Genomic DNA, 17,090 nt, shown 5'->3' on the forward strand with positions numbered 1-17,090 from the left:
ATAAGCCTTTGTAATCAGGGTTGCAAACCTTTTGAAGGTTGGCAACCCTGATTACAACTTATTTCCCCAACTCCAGTATCCACATTTTCTGTGCTGGTATGGTAAATTGGTTGCTTGTAATAGTATTGCCGCTTACAATATCTGTTGCTTTTGTAAACCCACTTGTGCGTTCTGTAAAATCATTCAAATTTACAGTTTGTTCTTTATCGCTTGTGTTCATAATACACATGATGGTTTGTTTGGCATCGTACCTGAAATAGACATACAAGCCATCTTTTGGTAGGTACTGCATTAGCTTGCCTGTTTTAATAGCACTGGACTGCTTGCGGAAATTGCCTAATGTTTTTACTAGTGCCTGCACGTCCTTTTGGTCTTGTGTAAGGCCTTCATCAGTAAAAGCACTTTTTTTGTCACCTTTCCAGCCGCCTGCAAAATCTAGCCTCACCCAGCCATCTGGGTTGCTTTCGCCTTTCATTAGTATCTCTGTACCGTAATACATCTGCGGTATACCCCTGCAAGTAAAGAGCCAGCCCAACCCCATTTTTTGCTTGGCAACATCTTCCTTCACATAACTAAAAAAGCGGGTCATATCGTGGTTGTCTAGGAAAATGACGTTCCGCATTGGGTCTTTATACATGATGTCCTGTGCCAAAGTGGTGTATAGTTTGCTAACGCCATCGTTCCAGCCAAATTTTTCTACCATTGCTGGCTGAATGCCACTAAACAATACCTGAAAATCGACAGGTGCTTGCAGATTGCTCTTGAAAGGCACGTTTAAATTGTTTTCAACAAAATAACTTTGGTTTATCACGCCGTTTACCCAAGTTTCGCCAAACATTGTCATTTTGGGGTATTCGTCCGTAAGTGCTTTGTTGCATCTGTTCATGAAAGGAAGGTCGTTGTATATGTAGGTATCTATGCGCCAGCCATCAACGCCAAATTCCTCAACGCTCCAGATAGCATGTTGAATCAAGTAGTTGGCCACATAAGGGTTGCCTTGGTTCAAGTCGGGCATTTCACGGGTAAACCAGCCGTCAGAAGTTATTTTTGCATCTTTTTTAGACCCATGCGGGTCAAACAAAGGCTGGTCTTTAAAGCTGGTGCCTGTATAAGTAGGCCATTGGTGGAACCAATCTTTGGTTGGTTGATTCAAGAAGGTAAAGTGGTAACTGCCCACATGGTTGTACACCGCATCCTGTATCAGTTTCATGCCCCTTTTATGCAGGGAATCGCTTAGCGCCTTGTACATTTTTGCGCCGCCATAGCGTGGGTCTATGGCATAATGGTCTGTAAAAGCATAGCCATGCTCCGTCCTATTGGGCATATCGTTTTCTAGTACAGGCGTCATCCAAAGGGTAGTGGCGCCAAGGCTTTGGATATAATCCAAGTGATTAATAATGCCTTGAAAATCGCCACCATGCCGCAAATAAATAGAATCCCTGTTCAGGCTTTGGTCCCTCATGCCGGATACTTTGTCGTTGCTTTCGTCGCCATTGCTAAAACGGTCTGGCATCAGGAAATAAATAAAATCAGATGATGTTACGCCTTGGGCATAAGTAGTTCCTTTCCCTTTTCTCCTTGCTTCCAACGGCCATTTTACCGTGTGGCTTTTGCCGTCTTTGCTAAATTCAATCGGCACATCCCCTGGCAAGGCAGCAGGGGAAATGCTTATATCCACAGAAATATATTTGCTATTGTCTAGCTGGTTAATTTTTACAATGCTTACGCCGGGATAATTGATGGTTATTTTTTCTTTGCTAAACCCCTCATAGTCGCCTTTTATTAGCAACTGCACTTTGTTCCACTTCATGCCCACCCACCAATTTGTTGGCTCTACCTTGGCATACTGGGCATAAGTGAGTAGTGAGTGGTAAGTGGTGAGCAATGTGAGAAGAAGATATTTTTTCATAATAATATTATTATAGTAGATAATTAATCACGTTTCCGTAGAAGGGCGTATTGAATACGCCCAGTACATTTCAAGATTTTGCTATTTGCATTATCCTTAATATTAAAAACCACCCCAACCCCCTCCGAGGAGCTAGCGTATATACACAACTCCTATTGAGGCAGGTGTTGCCCTCTAGCATGTAAACCTCACCCCCCAACCCCCTCTCCAAAGGCGAGGGGGAGCCATCCTCCGACAAAAAGCAAAGTGATTTTAGATAGATTTACCTTGCATCTATCTATTTTGCTTACACTAAAAAACCTAAAAAAAGATATGTTATATACCCTAGCTCTTGGGAGCTACTATGCAGACACATCTTTTTTTGTCTAATAAAGTGCCTTTAATAAATGTCTTTTGTGTCTAATGTAGCGGCTTTGCCTATTCTTTGCTGCCTTTGAGCGAAGCGTTTTACCTTTTCTTTTCTCCCGTTGCGCCTTCTTTGCGTAAATAGCTCTGCGAATCTTTGCGGTTGAGCCTTTCGCTTCAAGTAAAATAGCCGAATACCCTGCTAAGAAACCACCCCGGCCTTTGGCCACCCCCTCGAGAGGGGAATTGTGTATGCACAGTAGCCTTAGGAGAGAACGGGGGTTGAGGTCAATCCATCCGTATGCAATACTGCCTTGCGACTCTTCCGCATGTCGCCCGCATCATACACAAATAAACAACAAACAGCGGCACATATCATGAAAAAGCCAGCTAGCACTACTGCATAAATAGGCTGGCTGCCATAGATGTGTTTTACGATCCACCCGCCAAACAAGCCATTGATAATCTGTGGCAGGGTGATAAAAAAATTGAAAATCCCCATGTAAATACCCAGTTTGCCTGCCGGGATAGAGCCAGAAAGTATTACATAAGGCATGGCCAATACGCTTGCCCATGCAAGCCCTACGCCCACCATGGAATATTTCAGCATGGCAGGGTCCTTGATAAAATAAATAGATATTAAACCAACACCACCCGCAATTAACGAAAGCGCATGTGTCGATTTCCTGCCGATTAACTTTGCCAGTATGGGCAAACACAAAGCATAAAACATAGCTACTAGATTGTACATCCCAAAAGCGGAGCTTACTTCGTTGCCAGCATCATTATACGCAACGCTTTTGCTATAGTCGCCAGAAAGGCCATATACATGGGTGGCAACTGCATCGGTAGTAAACACCCACATGCTAAAAAATGCAAACCAAGTAAAAAACTGCACTAGCCCTAGTTGCTTCATGGTCTTTGGCATCTTGGCAAAGTCTTTCCATATCTCGCTTACGCCTGCTTTGTCTGCCTCCTCGTTTTGCCCATGGTATTGCTTGTATTCTTTTGGTGCGTATTCCTTCGAGAAAAAAACGGTTATCAAAATAGCGGCCATGAAAACGACTGCCCCAATGTAAAAGGCATATTTAATATTGTCAGCCACACCATCTGGACCTGCTTCCTTGCTAAAACCATGGTTGCTTAGAAATTTTGGCAATTCGCTCCCGCCTACTGCACCCAAGCCAATGAGGAATGTTTGTATAGAGAAGCCAACCGTGCTTTGCGAATCTGGCAAATTGTCTGCCACCAATGCCCTGAACGGTTCCATGGCCACATTGAACGAAGCATCCAACACCATTACCATACCTGCACCAATCCACAGGGCGGGTACTACACTAGCTGTGCCGCCAGAGTTCGGCAGGAAAATAAGTGCCAACGAGGATAATATGGCTCCTGTAAGAAAATAAGGCTTTCTCCTGCCGAGGCGTGTCCATGTCCTGTCGCTATAGTGGCCAATCAATGGCTGCACTATCATGCCTACCAAGGGGGCTACAATCCAGAACATCGGGAGCTGGTCCACGTCTGCCCCAAAAGAGCGTAGTATCCTGCTGGTGTTCCCGTTTTGCAGGGCAAAGCCAAACTGGATGCCAAGGAAACCAAAACTCATAGTGAAAATTTGCCCTAAAGTCAATTTAGGCTTGGGCAATATGCCAGCAGTAGTACCAGCGCGGGAAGAAGCGGCCATAGCAATCGTTTAAATCGTTTAATGTGTATTTTGTACACAATGCGAAAGTAAAGAAAAAAAACATCCTGAAACAGGATGTTGTAAAAAAGTATGATAACAAGCTTTTACACCACAAACCCATCATGCAAAATAGCCCCTTTTTTCACCACTACTATGCCATCTTTCACGCTATAAAGTGGATGATCTGTGTTTTCTAAATGCTTGCCGCCAATGATGCGCACGTCATTACCAATACGGCAGTTCTTGTCAACTATCGCATCTTTTATATAGCAGCGTTCGCCAATCCCAATCCTTGGTATGCCTTTGCTGATATTCTCTTCCATCACTTCTATGGTTTCGTAGTAGTCGTTGCCCATGATGTAGGAGCTTACCACTGTGGTGCCATAACCAATGCGTGAGCGGATACCTACCACGCAGGTTTCCAAGCGGGAAGCATTGATGATAGACCCCTCTGCAATTACTGTTTTTTCCAATGTAGTGCCACTTATTTTAGCTGGTGGCAGCATACGAGCCCTGGTGTATACTACATTGTCATTGTCAAACAGGTTGAACGAAGGTATGTCTTGCGTAAGAGCAAGGTTTGCTTCAAAGAAAGAATAAATATTCCCAATATCTGTCCAGTAGCCTTCGTATTGGTAGCTGGCTACTTTAAACTCTACGATAGAGTTAGGAATAATTTCCTTGCCAAAATCGGTAGCGTTGGGATGCCTATCTTTCAACAAGGTATTTAATATTTGCTTGTTGAAAATATAAATACCCATGGATGCCAAATAGTTGCGGCCTTGGTTTTGCATGTGTGCGCCTGTGTCGCTAACCCAGTCTGGCAATACATCCTTGGCTGGCTTTTCTATGAAAGAAGTAATAAAATTATCTTCATCGCTTTTAAGGATACCAAATTCTGGTGCATCCCTTTCGTCAACGGGGATTGTAGCCAAAGAAATGTCTGCTCCTTTTTTAACATGGTTTGCAATCATGGCTGCAAAGTCCATCTGGTACAATTGGTCTCCGCTTAATATCAGGATATGCTCAAACTCGAGGTTTGAAATATGCCTAAGCGACTGCCGTACTGCATCTGCCGTGCCTTGGAACCAACCTGGGTTGTCGGGCGTTTGCTCCGCAGCCAAAATATCAACAAACCCTGTGCTGAAAGCACTGAAATGGTAGGTGTTTTTTATGTGCTTGTTTAGCGAGGCAGAGTTAAATTGCGTTAGTACAAACATACGGTTGATGGTACTGTTCATGCAGTTGCTGATAGGTATATCTACCAAGCGGTATTTACCTGCAATAGGCACTGCGGGTTTTGAACGGGATGCAGTCAAAGGGTACAAGCGGCTACCGGCACCGCCACCAAGAATTACTGCAACAACAGTTTTGCTTAAAGAGACCATAGAACTTAGGTTATTTTTTCAATGAATTTTTTAGCAATCGATACATTTTAACACGCAAGTTATTATCAAATGTATTGTGAAGAAGCATAAAGTAAAAATAAATATTTAAAGGTTGTTTTTGTCATTTAAACAAGGAAAATTTTTAGTTAAAAATATACTGATGATTAATTGATTGAAGCCATGATGACCTCACCCCCAACCCCTCTCCCAAGGAGAGGGGAGCCAAAGGTTGACAAAATGCAAGTGATTTTATGATAAATTTTCCTTGCAGCTATCTATTTGGGTTAAACTAAAAGACCAAAACATGTGTGTATATGCTCTAGCCCCAACGAGTGGAAAGCGGAAACCTAATCACAAATCGCTTTTGCTTTTCAAACTCATAATTCATAATTCTTAATTGCCGTAGGCCTCTGTGTATTGCTCAACCACGCTTTCCCAGCTATGGTCTATGCGCATCATGTATTTGCGCATCCAGTCCATATGGGTTTTATTTTTATAAACCTCAATTCCCCTATATACCGAATGGGCAATATCGCTCACAGTAGCATTATTAAACCTTATGCCAAAGCCTTCCCATTCACCCATGTCTTTTACCGTGTCTTGAAGCCCACCTGTGCTGCGTACAACTGGCACGGTGCCATAACGTAGTGCATACATTTGATTTAGCCCACAAGGTTCTACTCGGCTAGGCATTAGCAAAAAGTCGGCTGCGGCATATAGCCTATGGCTTAATGCCTCGTCGTAACCTATTTGTGTATTGTAAAAGCCTTTGTAACTGGCAGTAATACTTGCCAATTCGGCTTCAATAGCCTTCTCGCCACTGCCCAAAATCATATAGCAAGCTTTGCCATGTTGGTGGTACAGCACATTGTGGAAAGCACCTGGCAATATATCTGCGGCTTTTTCGCCCACCAGCCTGCCTATAAATACAAACAGAGGCAGGTTTTCGTCCAGACCATATTCCTCGCATATTTTTTTCTTGTTTTTCTTCTTGCCAGCGGCAACGCCTTTCACCGAAAATTTATTGGTTAGGTAAGGGTCTGTTTCTGGGTTCCACACTTCGTTGTCTATACCGTTTAGTATGCCCCTGCATTTGCCTTTTTCGTATTCAAACAAGGCTTCTAGGCCGTTGCTTTTATAGCGAAGCTCGGCCATGTAACTCTCGCTTACCGTAGTAACCACCCAAGCGCATTTAATGGCACTGGCTAGTGGGTTTATCTGGCCTTTCCAGTCTAGGTCGCCCCATTTGTAGCTATCGTATTCAGGTATTAGGCCGTGCCTGTCCCAGCCCATATTACCTTGATATTGGGCATTGTGTATGGTGAGTACTGTTTTTATAAATGCCAGCTTCCTGAAAGCGTAGCAGTTTTTTAGCATAAAGGGTATTAGCCCTGCGTGGTAATCGTGCACATGAATGATATGCGGCTGGTGTTGCCAACTGTTTAGCCAAGTAAGCACTGCTATTTGGAAGGCAATAAAGCGGTCTGTGTCATCGCTATAACCATATATTTTTTCACGGTCTAGCAAGCCATGTATATCTACAAGGTATAAATCGAAGCCTAGCTTGTTTGTCTTTTCCTTGATAATGGTAAAGTTGAAGTTGTAAATGCCTATTGAGGCACTGCCTTTAAAGTCAACCACCCACTCGTTATTGTACAGGAATTTCGTCCTATACATCGGCATCACCACTTTGGCAAAATGCCCTGCCTTGCATTGGTATTTGGGCAAAGCACCCACTACATCGCCCAGTCCGCCCGCTTTTGCAACGGGGTAGCACTCGGCACTTACGTGAATTATCTCCATACTATATTTTAAGTTTTTCTAGCCTTGAAATTCGGGTGTAAATGTAGGGTTTATGTGGCATGAATAAAAGCAATTGCATGATAAATTATGATTATTGTTTGTGGGTTTTGAAATAGAGGGTATAAGATTTTCTTCCCTCTATTCCAAAGCTTTTGGCAAAAGTGTAATAATAAACCCAACCCTTTCCCCTCTTTATCATTTTCCTCACTATTGACTCATCATCACTCACTCCTCACCACTTTACCCCTATTGGTAAATGAAAAGGCCGTGGGCAATGGGTTTTTAAGATACTTTTGCCGCTTTATAACCATTTAGGAGCATGTACACGATCAATATACAATTTGAGCAAAAAGGCGTAGCCCCCGTATCGCTCACGGGCATTGGGGATGGGGATAGCCTACTGGAAATATTATTGGACAATGATATAGAACTGCACCACAATTGTGGCGGGGTATGTGCCTGCAGCACCTGCCATTTGTATGTGCAGGGAGGGGATGACAGCATTGCTGAACTGTCTGACAAGGAAGAAGATTTTATAGACAGGGCAGTAAACCCACGCATCAATAGCCGCCTAGGCTGCCAATGCGTGTTGCAAAGCGGCTCTGGCACAATAGACATTTTATTGCCCGACCAAACCCAGTTTTTAGGAGAGTAATGGTTGTTTTTAGTTTTAAATTTTAAGTTTTGAATTAAATTATGTTTAGTTGTTTGTGCATCTGAACAAAAGAAAGTAATTATGAGTCATTTTGAACCCCCTATACACTGGAGCGACCACGAAGATATTGCCATGAAATTGTACGAGCGCTTTGGCGACGATTTTAACGAAGGCAAAATATACAGGGTACGTTTTACAGATTTGCTCACCTGGGTATTGGAAATACCCAATTTCGAAGGTACAAAAGCACAAAGCACCGAGGGCCACTTGGAAATGATACAAAGCAAATGGGTGTACGAGTGGAGGGATAACCAAAAGTGAGTTATGAATTATGAATGATGAGTTATTAGTCATAAGTAAGTACTAATAAAAACCATTCAATGTAAGTTGTTCAGAACCATGCAGCTTTTTCGAAAAGTTTTTATTTCCTCTTTGCATGAATGAATTTCCTATAGTAGTTAATCTGCACTGTTCTTTGTGTTCTTTAAGTGGAACGTTTTTACCTAAAGCCCTTTCCTTTGTGTTTCTTTGCGAAAAAACTTTGTGTGCTTTGCGGTTAAGCCTCCACTTAAAACAGTAAGGTGTCCTAATGTTTCTTCTAAGCACAACGCTTTCAATCTCACAATCAGTGTTTCACGCAAATGAAAACAATAGTAGCTTTTTTTCGCCTGGCACGATGGAGTAACCTGCTTTTTATTGTGTTAACGCAGTGGATGTTTATCTATTGCATCGTTGCGCCCATTTTCCAAGCGGCTAACGTGCAGCCACATATTCATGGGCAGTTCATCTTCCTTTTAATCCTTTCTTATGTTTTAGTGGGTGCTGGGGGCTATATTATCAATGATTATTTCGATTTAAACATAGACCAGATCAACAAGCCAGACAAAGTAGTGATTGACCGGTATATTGGCAGGCGGTGGGCTATCGTGTTCCATATTTGTTTTACGGTTGCCAGCATATTGATTGGCATTTATGTTGATTTACAAACGCATGTACATTTTTTGGGCTTTGCCAATTTGGTGAATGGCATATTTTTATTTGTGTATTCCCTATCGCTAAAGAAAAAATTATTAGTAGGCAATGTAATGATTGCTTTTTTGCTGGCCTGGGTTATTGTAGCAGTTACTTGCTGCGAGGCCGACCAGTTTACGTTGCTATTGCAGCATAGACTTGTAAATACCCAAAAACTGCTGCGCTATACCATATTGTATGGTGGTTTTGCATTTATTGTAAACCTGATACGGGAAGCCGTAAAAGACATGGAAGACGTGGAGGGCGACAGGAAATATGGTTGCCGCACCATGCCCATTGCTTGGGGCATCAATGCCACCAAGGTATTTGTGGCGGTATGGCTAGTAGTTTTAATAGCCATGCTGGTATTGCTCCAGTTTTATGCTATACAGTTTGGTTGGTGGTTTTTCTCCTTGTATTGTATATTGGTGGTGGTAGTGCCGTTGGTAATAGTGTTCAAGAAGCTATTCAAAGCCCAAACACCTAAAGATTATCATGCTATCAGTAGTTTAATAAAAATAGTAATGCTCACTGGCATTTTATCGATGGTGTTTTTTAAAATATACAGTTAGTCATAAGTGGTAAGTCGTAAGTGGAACATATACCGCATCATTCCTAATTCCTAATTATTTATGGTTTTAGCTTCCCAATCCCCACGCAGGAAACAGTTGTTAGAGTGGGCAGAAGTGCCTTTTGACATTGTTGTGCAAAGCACAGACGAGCAATACCCACCGCATTTGCCTACCGCAGATGTGCCTGTATTCATAGCCCGTGAAAAAGCCATTGCAGTAAGCAAATACATTAGGGAAGGCCTTCCCCAGCATATTGGTAAAACCATACTAGCGGCAGATACCGTGGTTGTTTTGGGAGACACCATTATTGGCAAGCCGAAAGACAGGGAAGATGCCATACGCATTTTGCAATCGCTGTCAGGCCAAAAACACGCCGTAATAACAGGCGTGGTTATTTTAAAAGGTGCTGAGGAAGTTGCATTTGCCGATATTACCTATGTAACTTTCCACCCCCTCACCAACGAGCAGATTGTTTTTTATGTTGAAAAATACAAGCCCTACGACAAAGCGGGTGCCTACGCCATCCAGGAATGGATAGGGGTAGTGGGCATTAAACGAATAGAAGGTGATTTTTACAATGTGATGGGCTTGCCTGTAAGCAGGGTGGTGAGGGAATTGGGAAAGGTTGACCGTTAACAGTTGACCGAAAGACCGAGGTTTAAAATCCGTGAACCCTCAAGGCCCGAAGGGGTGATATATACTAGCGATGGGTATAGCCCATCGGATAAAATGAAATGTGCCACAAATGCACGAATGGCACTAAAACTACATATAAAAGAATGTAAAATGACACAAAATGTTTGCTTATTTCTTTTTCCTATTTTTCTTAGTGCCTCTTTTTGCTTTCGTGCCTTTGTGGCGAAATAAAAAAATTATACACTTTTATCTTCCCATATTTGTACTAGGGTTACTAATACTTCCACTGCCTTTTCCATGTCTTTTACACCAATCCATTCGTGCTTGCTGTGTATAGCCTGCATACCAGTAAATATATTAGGGCAGGGCAAGCCCATGAAACTTAGTCGGCTGCCATCGGTACCGCCACGGATGGGTTCTTTTACCACTGTTAGCCCAGTTTTTTTGTATGCTTCCTCGGCATAAGCCGTGATATAGGGATGGTGCTGCAATATTTCTTTCATGTTGCGGTATTGTTCTGTTATCTCAAATGCCATTGTTGCTTGGGGGTGGCTCGCCAATACTTTTTCTGCAATGGCTTTCAGTTTTGCCTCGTGTTCTACAAGGCGGGTTGTTTCAAAATCCCTAACAATAAAAGAAATGTTTGCTTTCTCGGCAATGCCTGTTATCTGTACAGGGTGCACAAACCCCTCTCTTTTTTCTGTTGTTTCTGGGCTCCACTCGGTTGTAGGCAATGCCGCCGCAATTTCTCCAACAATTTTTATGGCGTTAACCAGCTTGTTTTTGCCATACCCCGGGTGGGCAATCACGCCATTCACGGTTATAGTTACGCCATCGGCACTAAATGTTTCGTCTTCCAGCGTGCCAGCCTCGCCGCCGTCAAGTGTATAAGCAAAGTCCGCACCTAATTTTTTCATGTCTAGTTTGGCAGTGCCAGCACCTATTTCTTCATCAGGTGTAAATAGCAGTTTAATAGTACCGTGTTTTACATCGGCATTATTCATCAGGAAGTTGGCCATGTCCATGATGATGGCCACGCCGCTTTTATCGTCTGCACCTAGCAGTGTTTTGCCGCTAGCTGTGATAATATCAAAACCAATATGTTCTTTTAAATAAGGGTATTTTTCTTTGGTAATTACCTGCGCGGCATCGTCAGGCAATATAATGTCGCTGCCGTCGTATTTTTTATGAAGGATGGGCTTTACGTTGGTGCCGCTACAGTCTGGCGCAGTATCCACATGGCTGCAAAAGCAAATAACTGGCACTTTTTTATAGGTATTGGCGGGTATGGTGGCATATACATAACCATACTCGTCAGTATGCGCATCTGCGATGCCAATCCCCAAAAGTTGGGTTACCAGCAATTTTGATAAGTCTTTTTGTTTCTCGGTAGAAGGGTGGCTATGGCATTCGGGATTGCTTTGCGTGTCTATCTGGACATACGTTAAGAAAAAATCTACTGCAATAAACTTGTAATTATCAAACATTAGTATTATTTTGCCACAATATTATATTATAAACCCATGGATAGTTCATTACATATACGTCAGGGCTGGTTAAGGGCACTGGTTTTCTTTTTTGTTGGGCTTGTAATAAGTGGCATTTTTGCCACAATTACTGGCGAGATAATAGAAAGAGGCATTTTTGGCGGTACTATAACGTTTAGGGGCACATTGATAGGCACATTGATTTTTTATTTGGTAAACAATATCGGCCTCTTGTTTTGTCTTTGGTATTTCAGGCGGGTAATTGATAGGCAATCGGTTGGGTCACTTGGCTTGTCTTGGAAGGGTTTTGGTTCAGACGCTTTGTTGGGTTTTGTAGTTGCAGTTGCCACGCTTTCGCTAGGTACTTTTTTGTTGTACCTTGGGGGCAATCTTACTATCAGGGGCTTTAGTTTTGATGCACAGAATGTTATGGTGGCTATTTTGTTTTATGTTATTGTAGCTTTCTCAGAAGAATTAATAATAAGAGGGTATATACTAAATAGCATGATGGAAAGCATGAATAGGTGGCCAGCATTGTTCGTATCTGCAATATTGTTTACCTTAATGCACGTTAGCAACCCAGAAATTACGCCTTTGGCAGGGCTTAACATATTTCTTGCGGGTATTTTGCTAGGTATCAATTATATCTACACAAAAAACCTGTGGTTTGCTATTTTTTTCCATTTTGGATGGAATTTTTTTCAAGGCACGGTTTTGGGCTACCATGTAAGCGGTGTGGATGTAGAGCAAGGCTTTTTACGCACTTATACCAATGGGCCAGATTTAATTACAGGCGGCTCATTTGGATTTGAGGGTTCTATTTTTGCAGCTATTTTGCAAGTAATTGTTATTGCATTACTAACTATTTATTTTGAAAAGAAGTATGGCTACAGGATACTTTGGGCTTTAGAGAATGATAAAGGAAAAACAGAGGAAGTAGTTTTGACTGAGGAAGAAACGCCAGTTGTTGAAGATAGTGTAGACTAGCTTCCTCTAATTCAAAACTTAAAATTCAAAATTTAAAATAATAAGGATCAGTCCCATTTTTTATTAAAATCGCCTCTTGAAAAATATTTTTCAATCAAGATATACAATAGTATAAACAAATACCTGCTGCCCATTTCCCTTATTTTTAGTTTAGAGGTGCCAGCCTTCCTGTTGTACCAAGAATTAGGTACTACTGCATAAGAATACCCCCTTACAATCGACTTCAGCGATAATTCTATGGTTAGGTTGAAGTGCGGCGCTAAAAAAGGCTTGATGCCTTCTATTGTTTTTGCTTTGTATAGTTTAAAGGCATTGGTAGAATCGTTGTACCTGATGCCAAAACTAAATTGTATAATTTTATTGGCTATCCTGTTGATAATTAATTTTACCCTTGGATAGTCATATACTTTGCCGCCTTTTATAAAGCGGGAACCAAACACACAGTCCACGTCTTTTTCTACCATAGTCCTGTAATACTTCACAAGGTCGTCTGGGCTGTCGGAAAAATCGGCCATTACAATAGCAACACATTCCCCGGTAAAACGCTCTAGCCCATACCTGATGGCATAGCCAAAGCCATTGCGGCCTTTGTTTGTATAATAAACCAGTGTAGGGATTGTTTGGGTTAAGCCTGCTAAAATATTTTCGGTATTATCTTTTGAATTGTCATTTACAACAACAATTTCATGGTCAATATTTTCTATAAGCAGCTTGTCATACAATGCCTGAACTGTTTCAGTAATAGAACCTTCTTCATTATAAGCAGGGATGACTATGCTTAATTTAAACATGCTGTTTCTTTTGAGGGGTTGAAAAAACCAAGAATTTTTTGCTCCAAAAATTCCATATTACCACTAATACTATTGCAAATAGCTTGGCTACTTTATAGTTTAGGTGGTAAGCATCTACCAAGCACCACATAATTGCCTGATTAATTAAAAGACCTACTGCCGTTGTGGAAAAGAACAAAAATACTTCGTGGCGAATGCGCCTATGGCTTTTGCCAAACACCCAGAGGCGGCTGAGCAAATAATTGAAAATGTTGGTAATAATAAATGCTATGGAATTGGAAATGAAAACGCTAAGCTTGAATTTCTCGACCAATATTATCAATAAAAAAAACTCAATAGCAACAGAAAGTAATCCTGAAAAAATAAATTTCAGGAAATCTGGTTGCAAAACCAATTGGCTAACTTGATAATATAGGGCGTAAATCTTTTTCATTTGCGTGTATCCATTGGTATATTTCTGACAAAATTTGTTCTGTTCCTATGGTTGGCTTCCATCCTGTGGCGGCAGTTATCTTACTATTGTCTGTTAAATAAATAGGTATGTCTGCTGGCCTGTTTTCTGCTACTTTGTTTATAGGGATGGTATTGCCAGTTATTTTCTCGCACCAGCCAGTCAATTCTTTTAACGATACGCTTATATCTATTGAGCCACCCACATTAAAAATTTCGCCTTTGTATGTTTTCAGGTTTTTTACCTGATAGTCTAACAATTCAAACAAATCCCTTACATGCAGCATGTCCCTTACTTGTAGCCCTTCGCCACCAAAGCCAATATAGCCTAGGCTGCCTTTCCAAAAATGCCTTGCCATCCAAAGCACTACTACCCCTTGGTCTATTTTGCCCATTTGATAAGGGCCAGTAAGCACGCCACAACGGTTAATAACCGCATCTAACCCAAAATTTTTACAGAACTCCTGTATTAAATATTCTGAGGAAAGCTTGGTGGCGCCATACAAGGAACGTACCCCTTCTAAAGGAAAGGCTTCGGTTAACCCATCTTTTGTAATACCGGCAATGGTTTGGTTGCCTGCAATTTCAAAACGGGTATCCCCAATGGTGTATTTTACTTTTTCCAACTGGTCATAAGGATATACCCTGCTGGTAGATAAAAATACAAAACCTGCGTTCCACAGTTTGGCCATGTACAAGGCATTGATAGTGCCATTGAGGTTGGTATCTATCAAATACTCAATGTCGCCGCCGGCACCAGCCAAGACAGAAGGTTCTGCTGCGGCTTCAATAATCAAATCAACCTGGCCAACTCTTTTTAAATCGTCTTTATGCCTGATGTCGCCATGCACAAATTGTATCCCATTTTCTAGCAGCCTTCTTAGGTTCAGCTCGGAACCTCTTCTATTCAGGTTGTCAAAACAAACAATTTCGTACGATGGGTAACGGGTTTTGAATAGCATGGCCAAGTTGGATCCCACAAAGCCACATCCCCCTGTTATTAATATCCGCATTTTTTATTATTTAATCCTGTTTACCCAGCTTTCGTAAATTTCCTCAAATGTTTCTTGCAACGACTTAGTAATGCCCCAATTTGGGTAATGCTCTTTCATTTTCCTCAAATCGCTATAATAGCAAATATGGTCGCCAATGCGGTTGGTGGTATCATACCTGTATTTCATTGGTTTTCCGCTTAGGTCAGAAATTATGTCAAACGCTTCCAAAACCGAACAAGTATTTTCCTTGCCGCCGCCTATGTTATATACTTCTGCAATCCTTGGCGCAGCAATAAATTCCTCAACAAACCTTGCCACATCGTAGGAGTGTATATTGTCCCTTACCTGCTTGCCCTTGTAGCCAAAAATGGTATATTCTTTTTCTTCAAGATTGCATTTGATCAAATAGCTTAAAAAACCATGCAATTCTACCCCGGTATGGTTAGGACCAGTCAGGCAGCCTCCACGAAGGCATGCCGTTGGCATGTTGAAATAACGGCCATATTCCTGTACAGAAATATCTGCCGACACTTTAGAAGCCCCGAACAAAGAGTGCTTTGTTTGGTCTATCCTAAAACTTTCGGGTATGCCGTTTGCATACTGGCTGTCTGCATAGTCGTAGCGTTTTTCCAGCTCTGTCATGGCTATTTCATTGGGTGCATCGCCATACACCTTGTTGGTACTCATGTGCACAAAAGGCACACTGGTATTGTACCTCCTAGTAGCTTCCAGCAAATTGAAAGTACCAACGGCGTTGGTGTCAAAATCTTCAAAAGGTATGGCAGCAGCCCTGTCGTGGCTAGGCTGTGCTGCTGTATGCACAATGGCATCTGGTGCCACACTAGCAATAAGCGCAATCACGCCAGCCCTGTCCCTAATATCCAATTCATGGTGCTTATAGTTGGCAATGGTACTTTCTAGCCTTGACTGGTTCCAGCGGGTATCGCCATGCGGGCCAAAGAACACTGCCCTTTGGTTATTGTCAACCCCATGTATTTCCCAACCTAGTTGTGCAAAATGTTTGCAAACCTCCGAGCCTATTAAGCCTGATGACCCTGTAACAAGTAATTTCTTCATATAAAAGCCAAATAAGTATGCTGTAAAATAATATTTTAGTTCCTAGAGTCGTGTAATAACTACCAAGAAGTTGATTGAATGTTCTTATTAATTAATCAATATGCAACAATTTCTTAGTAGCTCGCATATATATAGGGTTGTAAGGATGAGGTCCTTTACCAACTATAAAAGAATAGGATGGGTAAACAAAACAAAAAAGTAAAACAATAGCCATGAGTCGTTTTAATTCGGTAACTTCAAAGGACTCTTTTGCTATATAAAAGGCGATTATGATGGATGGAAAGATGTATGCCATGCTTCGCGTAATGCCCATAACAGTAAGTGCCCCTAAAAACAAAGCAGCATTGAGCATGATAAATACAATGCCTATTAGGTATTTTTTTGAGCAATATAGCTGATACAGTGCAATAGGCAAAAATAGCCAAAAACCTTCGAATGCTTGCCAAAAAACAATACCTGCATAATTGATTGTATAACCAAGCACAGTAAGTCCAGCACCTGCAAATTGATTTTTAAACCCGTAGTGCAAAATCAAGTACCACCTCAAAAGCAAGTATATAAATAAGCTAAAACCAAAAGCAAATGATTGCAAGGCAGGCAGAAAAAAAGATTTTTTTGTTTTTACATTTTGTTGGTACTGCCACCAAAAAAGCACAAGCGAACTCGCTAAAATAGCCCTTTCATCTGTCCAAAATGCAAAGAAGAAAGCTAAGGCTATAAACATAATATTGATGTCAAGCATGGCAATAAGCAGGAAAAGGAAAGCAAAAGAATCGAAAAAGCCTTCCATTTCGGCAACAAAGGAATAGCCAGGATATATAAAGCCAAATGCCATTGCAAATAGGAAAGTAATGCCTTTGTCGTTGGTTAGAAGCAAAAGTAACACTGTAAGGAAGCCAAAAAACAAAAAGCCAGCTATTAATTGAAGGATATAAATGCCCCATTTGGTTTTTATGTTGAATATTTTAGCCAGAAAGGGCGCAGTGAGCCTAAATTCTGTTTTAGCCATGTGTGTAGAGCCTTCATATTTATTGCTTACGGTTTCTAAAAGATGATCCCTTCTGTTTATTTTTTCCTGCATGCTACAGCAAGTAGGGCAAGTAACACAGTTGGGCGACAAAGCAAAATATGCAGGTGCAGAAAAAATATGTATGATTAAAATAATAGCAATGGGGCATAATAGCGTAAAGTACTTGCCAAGGAAAAAAGTAACTAGTCCTTTCATTATTATTGATTGTTATTACCCGATGAATTAGTGCAATAATAATGATAAACAGTTAAAGTTTTTATAGTTTGA

General features: G+C 41.4%; 16 protein-coding genes. 6 read left to right on the forward strand and 10 right to left on the reverse strand.

The genetic code is table 11. The features are described 5' to 3' along the window. Positions 1-58: 58 nt before the first annotated feature. The 4 genes from ACHFIY_RS10560 to ACHFIY_RS10575 form a co-directional block, all read right to left on the reverse strand. Positions 59-1,909 (reverse strand): alpha-amylase family glycosyl hydrolase, encoded by a 1,851-nt coding sequence (locus tag ACHFIY_RS10560; RefSeq protein ID WP_410846057.1) that lies wholly within the window; start codon positions 1,907-1,909, stop codon positions 59-61. A 610-nt stretch (positions 1,910-2,519) separates the two neighbouring features. Continuing rightward, the gene (locus ACHFIY_RS10565; protein WP_410846058.1) at positions 2,520-3,941 is read right to left on the reverse strand and encodes an MFS transporter; all 1,422 of its coding nucleotides are present in this window, start codon (positions 3,939-3,941) and stop codon (positions 2,520-2,522) included. Positions 3,942-4,045: 104 nt separating this feature from the next. Beyond that, on the reverse strand, positions 4,046-5,329 hold the full coding sequence (locus ACHFIY_RS10570) for a glucose-1-phosphate adenylyltransferase (RefSeq protein ID WP_410846059.1): 1,284 nt from the start codon (positions 5,327-5,329) through the stop codon (positions 4,046-4,048). A gap of 393 nt (positions 5,330-5,722) precedes the next feature. After that, positions 5,723-7,132 carry a glycogen synthase gene (locus ACHFIY_RS10575; RefSeq protein ID WP_410846060.1) on the reverse strand — a complete coding sequence of 470 codons (1,410 nt, stop codon included), beginning with the start codon at positions 7,130-7,132 and terminating at the stop codon, positions 5,723-5,725. Positions 7,133-7,451: 319 nt separating this feature from the next. On the opposite strand from ACHFIY_RS10575, the gene ACHFIY_RS10580 reads away from it, so the two are divergent. From ACHFIY_RS10580 to ACHFIY_RS10595, 4 genes are all read left to right on the forward strand, one after another. Next, a complete protein-coding gene (locus ACHFIY_RS10580) occupies positions 7,452-7,787 on the forward strand; it encodes a 2Fe-2S iron-sulfur cluster-binding protein (protein WP_410846061.1) in 336 nt (111 codons plus the stop codon). 81 nt (positions 7,788-7,868) lie between these two features. Next, a complete protein-coding gene (gene iscX, locus ACHFIY_RS10585) occupies positions 7,869-8,108 on the forward strand; it encodes a Fe-S cluster assembly protein IscX (RefSeq protein ID WP_410846062.1) in 240 nt (79 codons plus the stop codon). A gap of 320 nt (positions 8,109-8,428) precedes the next feature. Beyond that, a complete protein-coding gene (locus tag ACHFIY_RS10590; protein ID WP_410846063.1) occupies positions 8,429-9,370 on the forward strand; it encodes a geranylgeranylglycerol-phosphate geranylgeranyltransferase in 942 nt (313 codons plus the stop codon). Positions 9,371-9,430: 60 nt separating this feature from the next. Further along, positions 9,431-10,006 carry a Maf family protein gene (locus tag ACHFIY_RS10595; RefSeq protein WP_410846064.1) on the forward strand — a complete coding sequence of 192 codons (576 nt, stop codon included), beginning with the start codon at positions 9,431-9,433 and terminating at the stop codon, positions 10,004-10,006. Positions 10,007-10,242: 236 nt separating this feature from the next. On the opposite strand, the gene pepT is transcribed toward ACHFIY_RS10595, so the two are convergent. Next, entirely contained in the window at positions 10,243-11,493 is a 1,251-nt protein-coding gene (pepT, locus tag ACHFIY_RS10600) for a peptidase T (RefSeq protein ID WP_410846065.1), read from the reverse strand. Between the two features lie 36 nt (positions 11,494-11,529). Here pepT and ACHFIY_RS10605 point away from each other — a divergent pair, with 36 nt between their 5' ends. Further along, complete coding sequence (locus ACHFIY_RS10605; protein WP_410846066.1) at positions 11,530-12,480, forward strand: CPBP family intramembrane glutamic endopeptidase; 951 nt, start codon at positions 11,530-11,532, stop codon at positions 12,478-12,480. Between the two features lie 47 nt (positions 12,481-12,527). Here the strand turns inward: ACHFIY_RS10605 and ACHFIY_RS10610 are convergent, their stop codons facing one another. The 5 genes from ACHFIY_RS10610 to ACHFIY_RS10630 all read right to left on the reverse strand — a co-directional run bounded on the left by ACHFIY_RS10610 (position 12,528) and on the right by ACHFIY_RS10630 (position 16,874). After that, positions 12,528-13,271, reverse strand: a complete 744-nt coding sequence (locus ACHFIY_RS10610) for a glycosyltransferase family 2 protein (protein ID WP_410846067.1) — start codon at positions 13,269-13,271, stop codon at positions 12,528-12,530. Continuing rightward, positions 13,264-13,704: a GtrA family protein gene (locus tag ACHFIY_RS10615; RefSeq protein WP_410846068.1), complete on the reverse strand. Its 441-nt coding sequence runs from the start codon at positions 13,702-13,704 to the stop codon at positions 13,264-13,266. Before ACHFIY_RS10615 ends, ACHFIY_RS10610 begins: the two co-directional genes overlap by 8 nt. Next, entirely contained in the window at positions 13,670-14,734 is a 1,065-nt protein-coding gene (locus ACHFIY_RS10620) for an NAD-dependent epimerase/dehydratase family protein (RefSeq protein WP_410846069.1), read from the reverse strand. The genes ACHFIY_RS10615 and ACHFIY_RS10620 overlap by 35 nt, the downstream gene beginning before the upstream one ends. Positions 14,735-14,740: 6 nt before the next feature. Continuing rightward, entirely contained in the window at positions 14,741-15,793 is a 1,053-nt protein-coding gene (locus ACHFIY_RS10625; RefSeq protein ID WP_410846070.1) for an NAD-dependent epimerase/dehydratase family protein, read from the reverse strand. A 91-nt stretch (positions 15,794-15,884) separates the two neighbouring features. After that, positions 15,885-16,874, reverse strand: a complete 990-nt coding sequence (locus tag ACHFIY_RS10630) for a hypothetical protein (RefSeq protein ID WP_410846071.1) — start codon at positions 16,872-16,874, stop codon at positions 15,885-15,887. Between ACHFIY_RS10630 and ACHFIY_RS10635 the strand changes: the two genes are divergently transcribed. Further along, positions 16,873-17,049 (forward strand): hypothetical protein, encoded by a 177-nt coding sequence (locus ACHFIY_RS10635; RefSeq protein WP_410846072.1) that lies wholly within the window; start codon positions 16,873-16,875, stop codon positions 17,047-17,049. The two genes, ACHFIY_RS10630 and ACHFIY_RS10635, sit on opposite strands and share 2 nt — an antisense overlap. The last annotated feature ends 41 nt before the right edge of the window (positions 17,050-17,090 follow it).

Origin of the sequence: Parasediminibacterium schistidii (assembly GCF_046546515.1) — a bacterium.
Lineage (GTDB): Bacteria > Bacteroidota > Bacteroidia > Chitinophagales > Chitinophagaceae > Parasediminibacterium.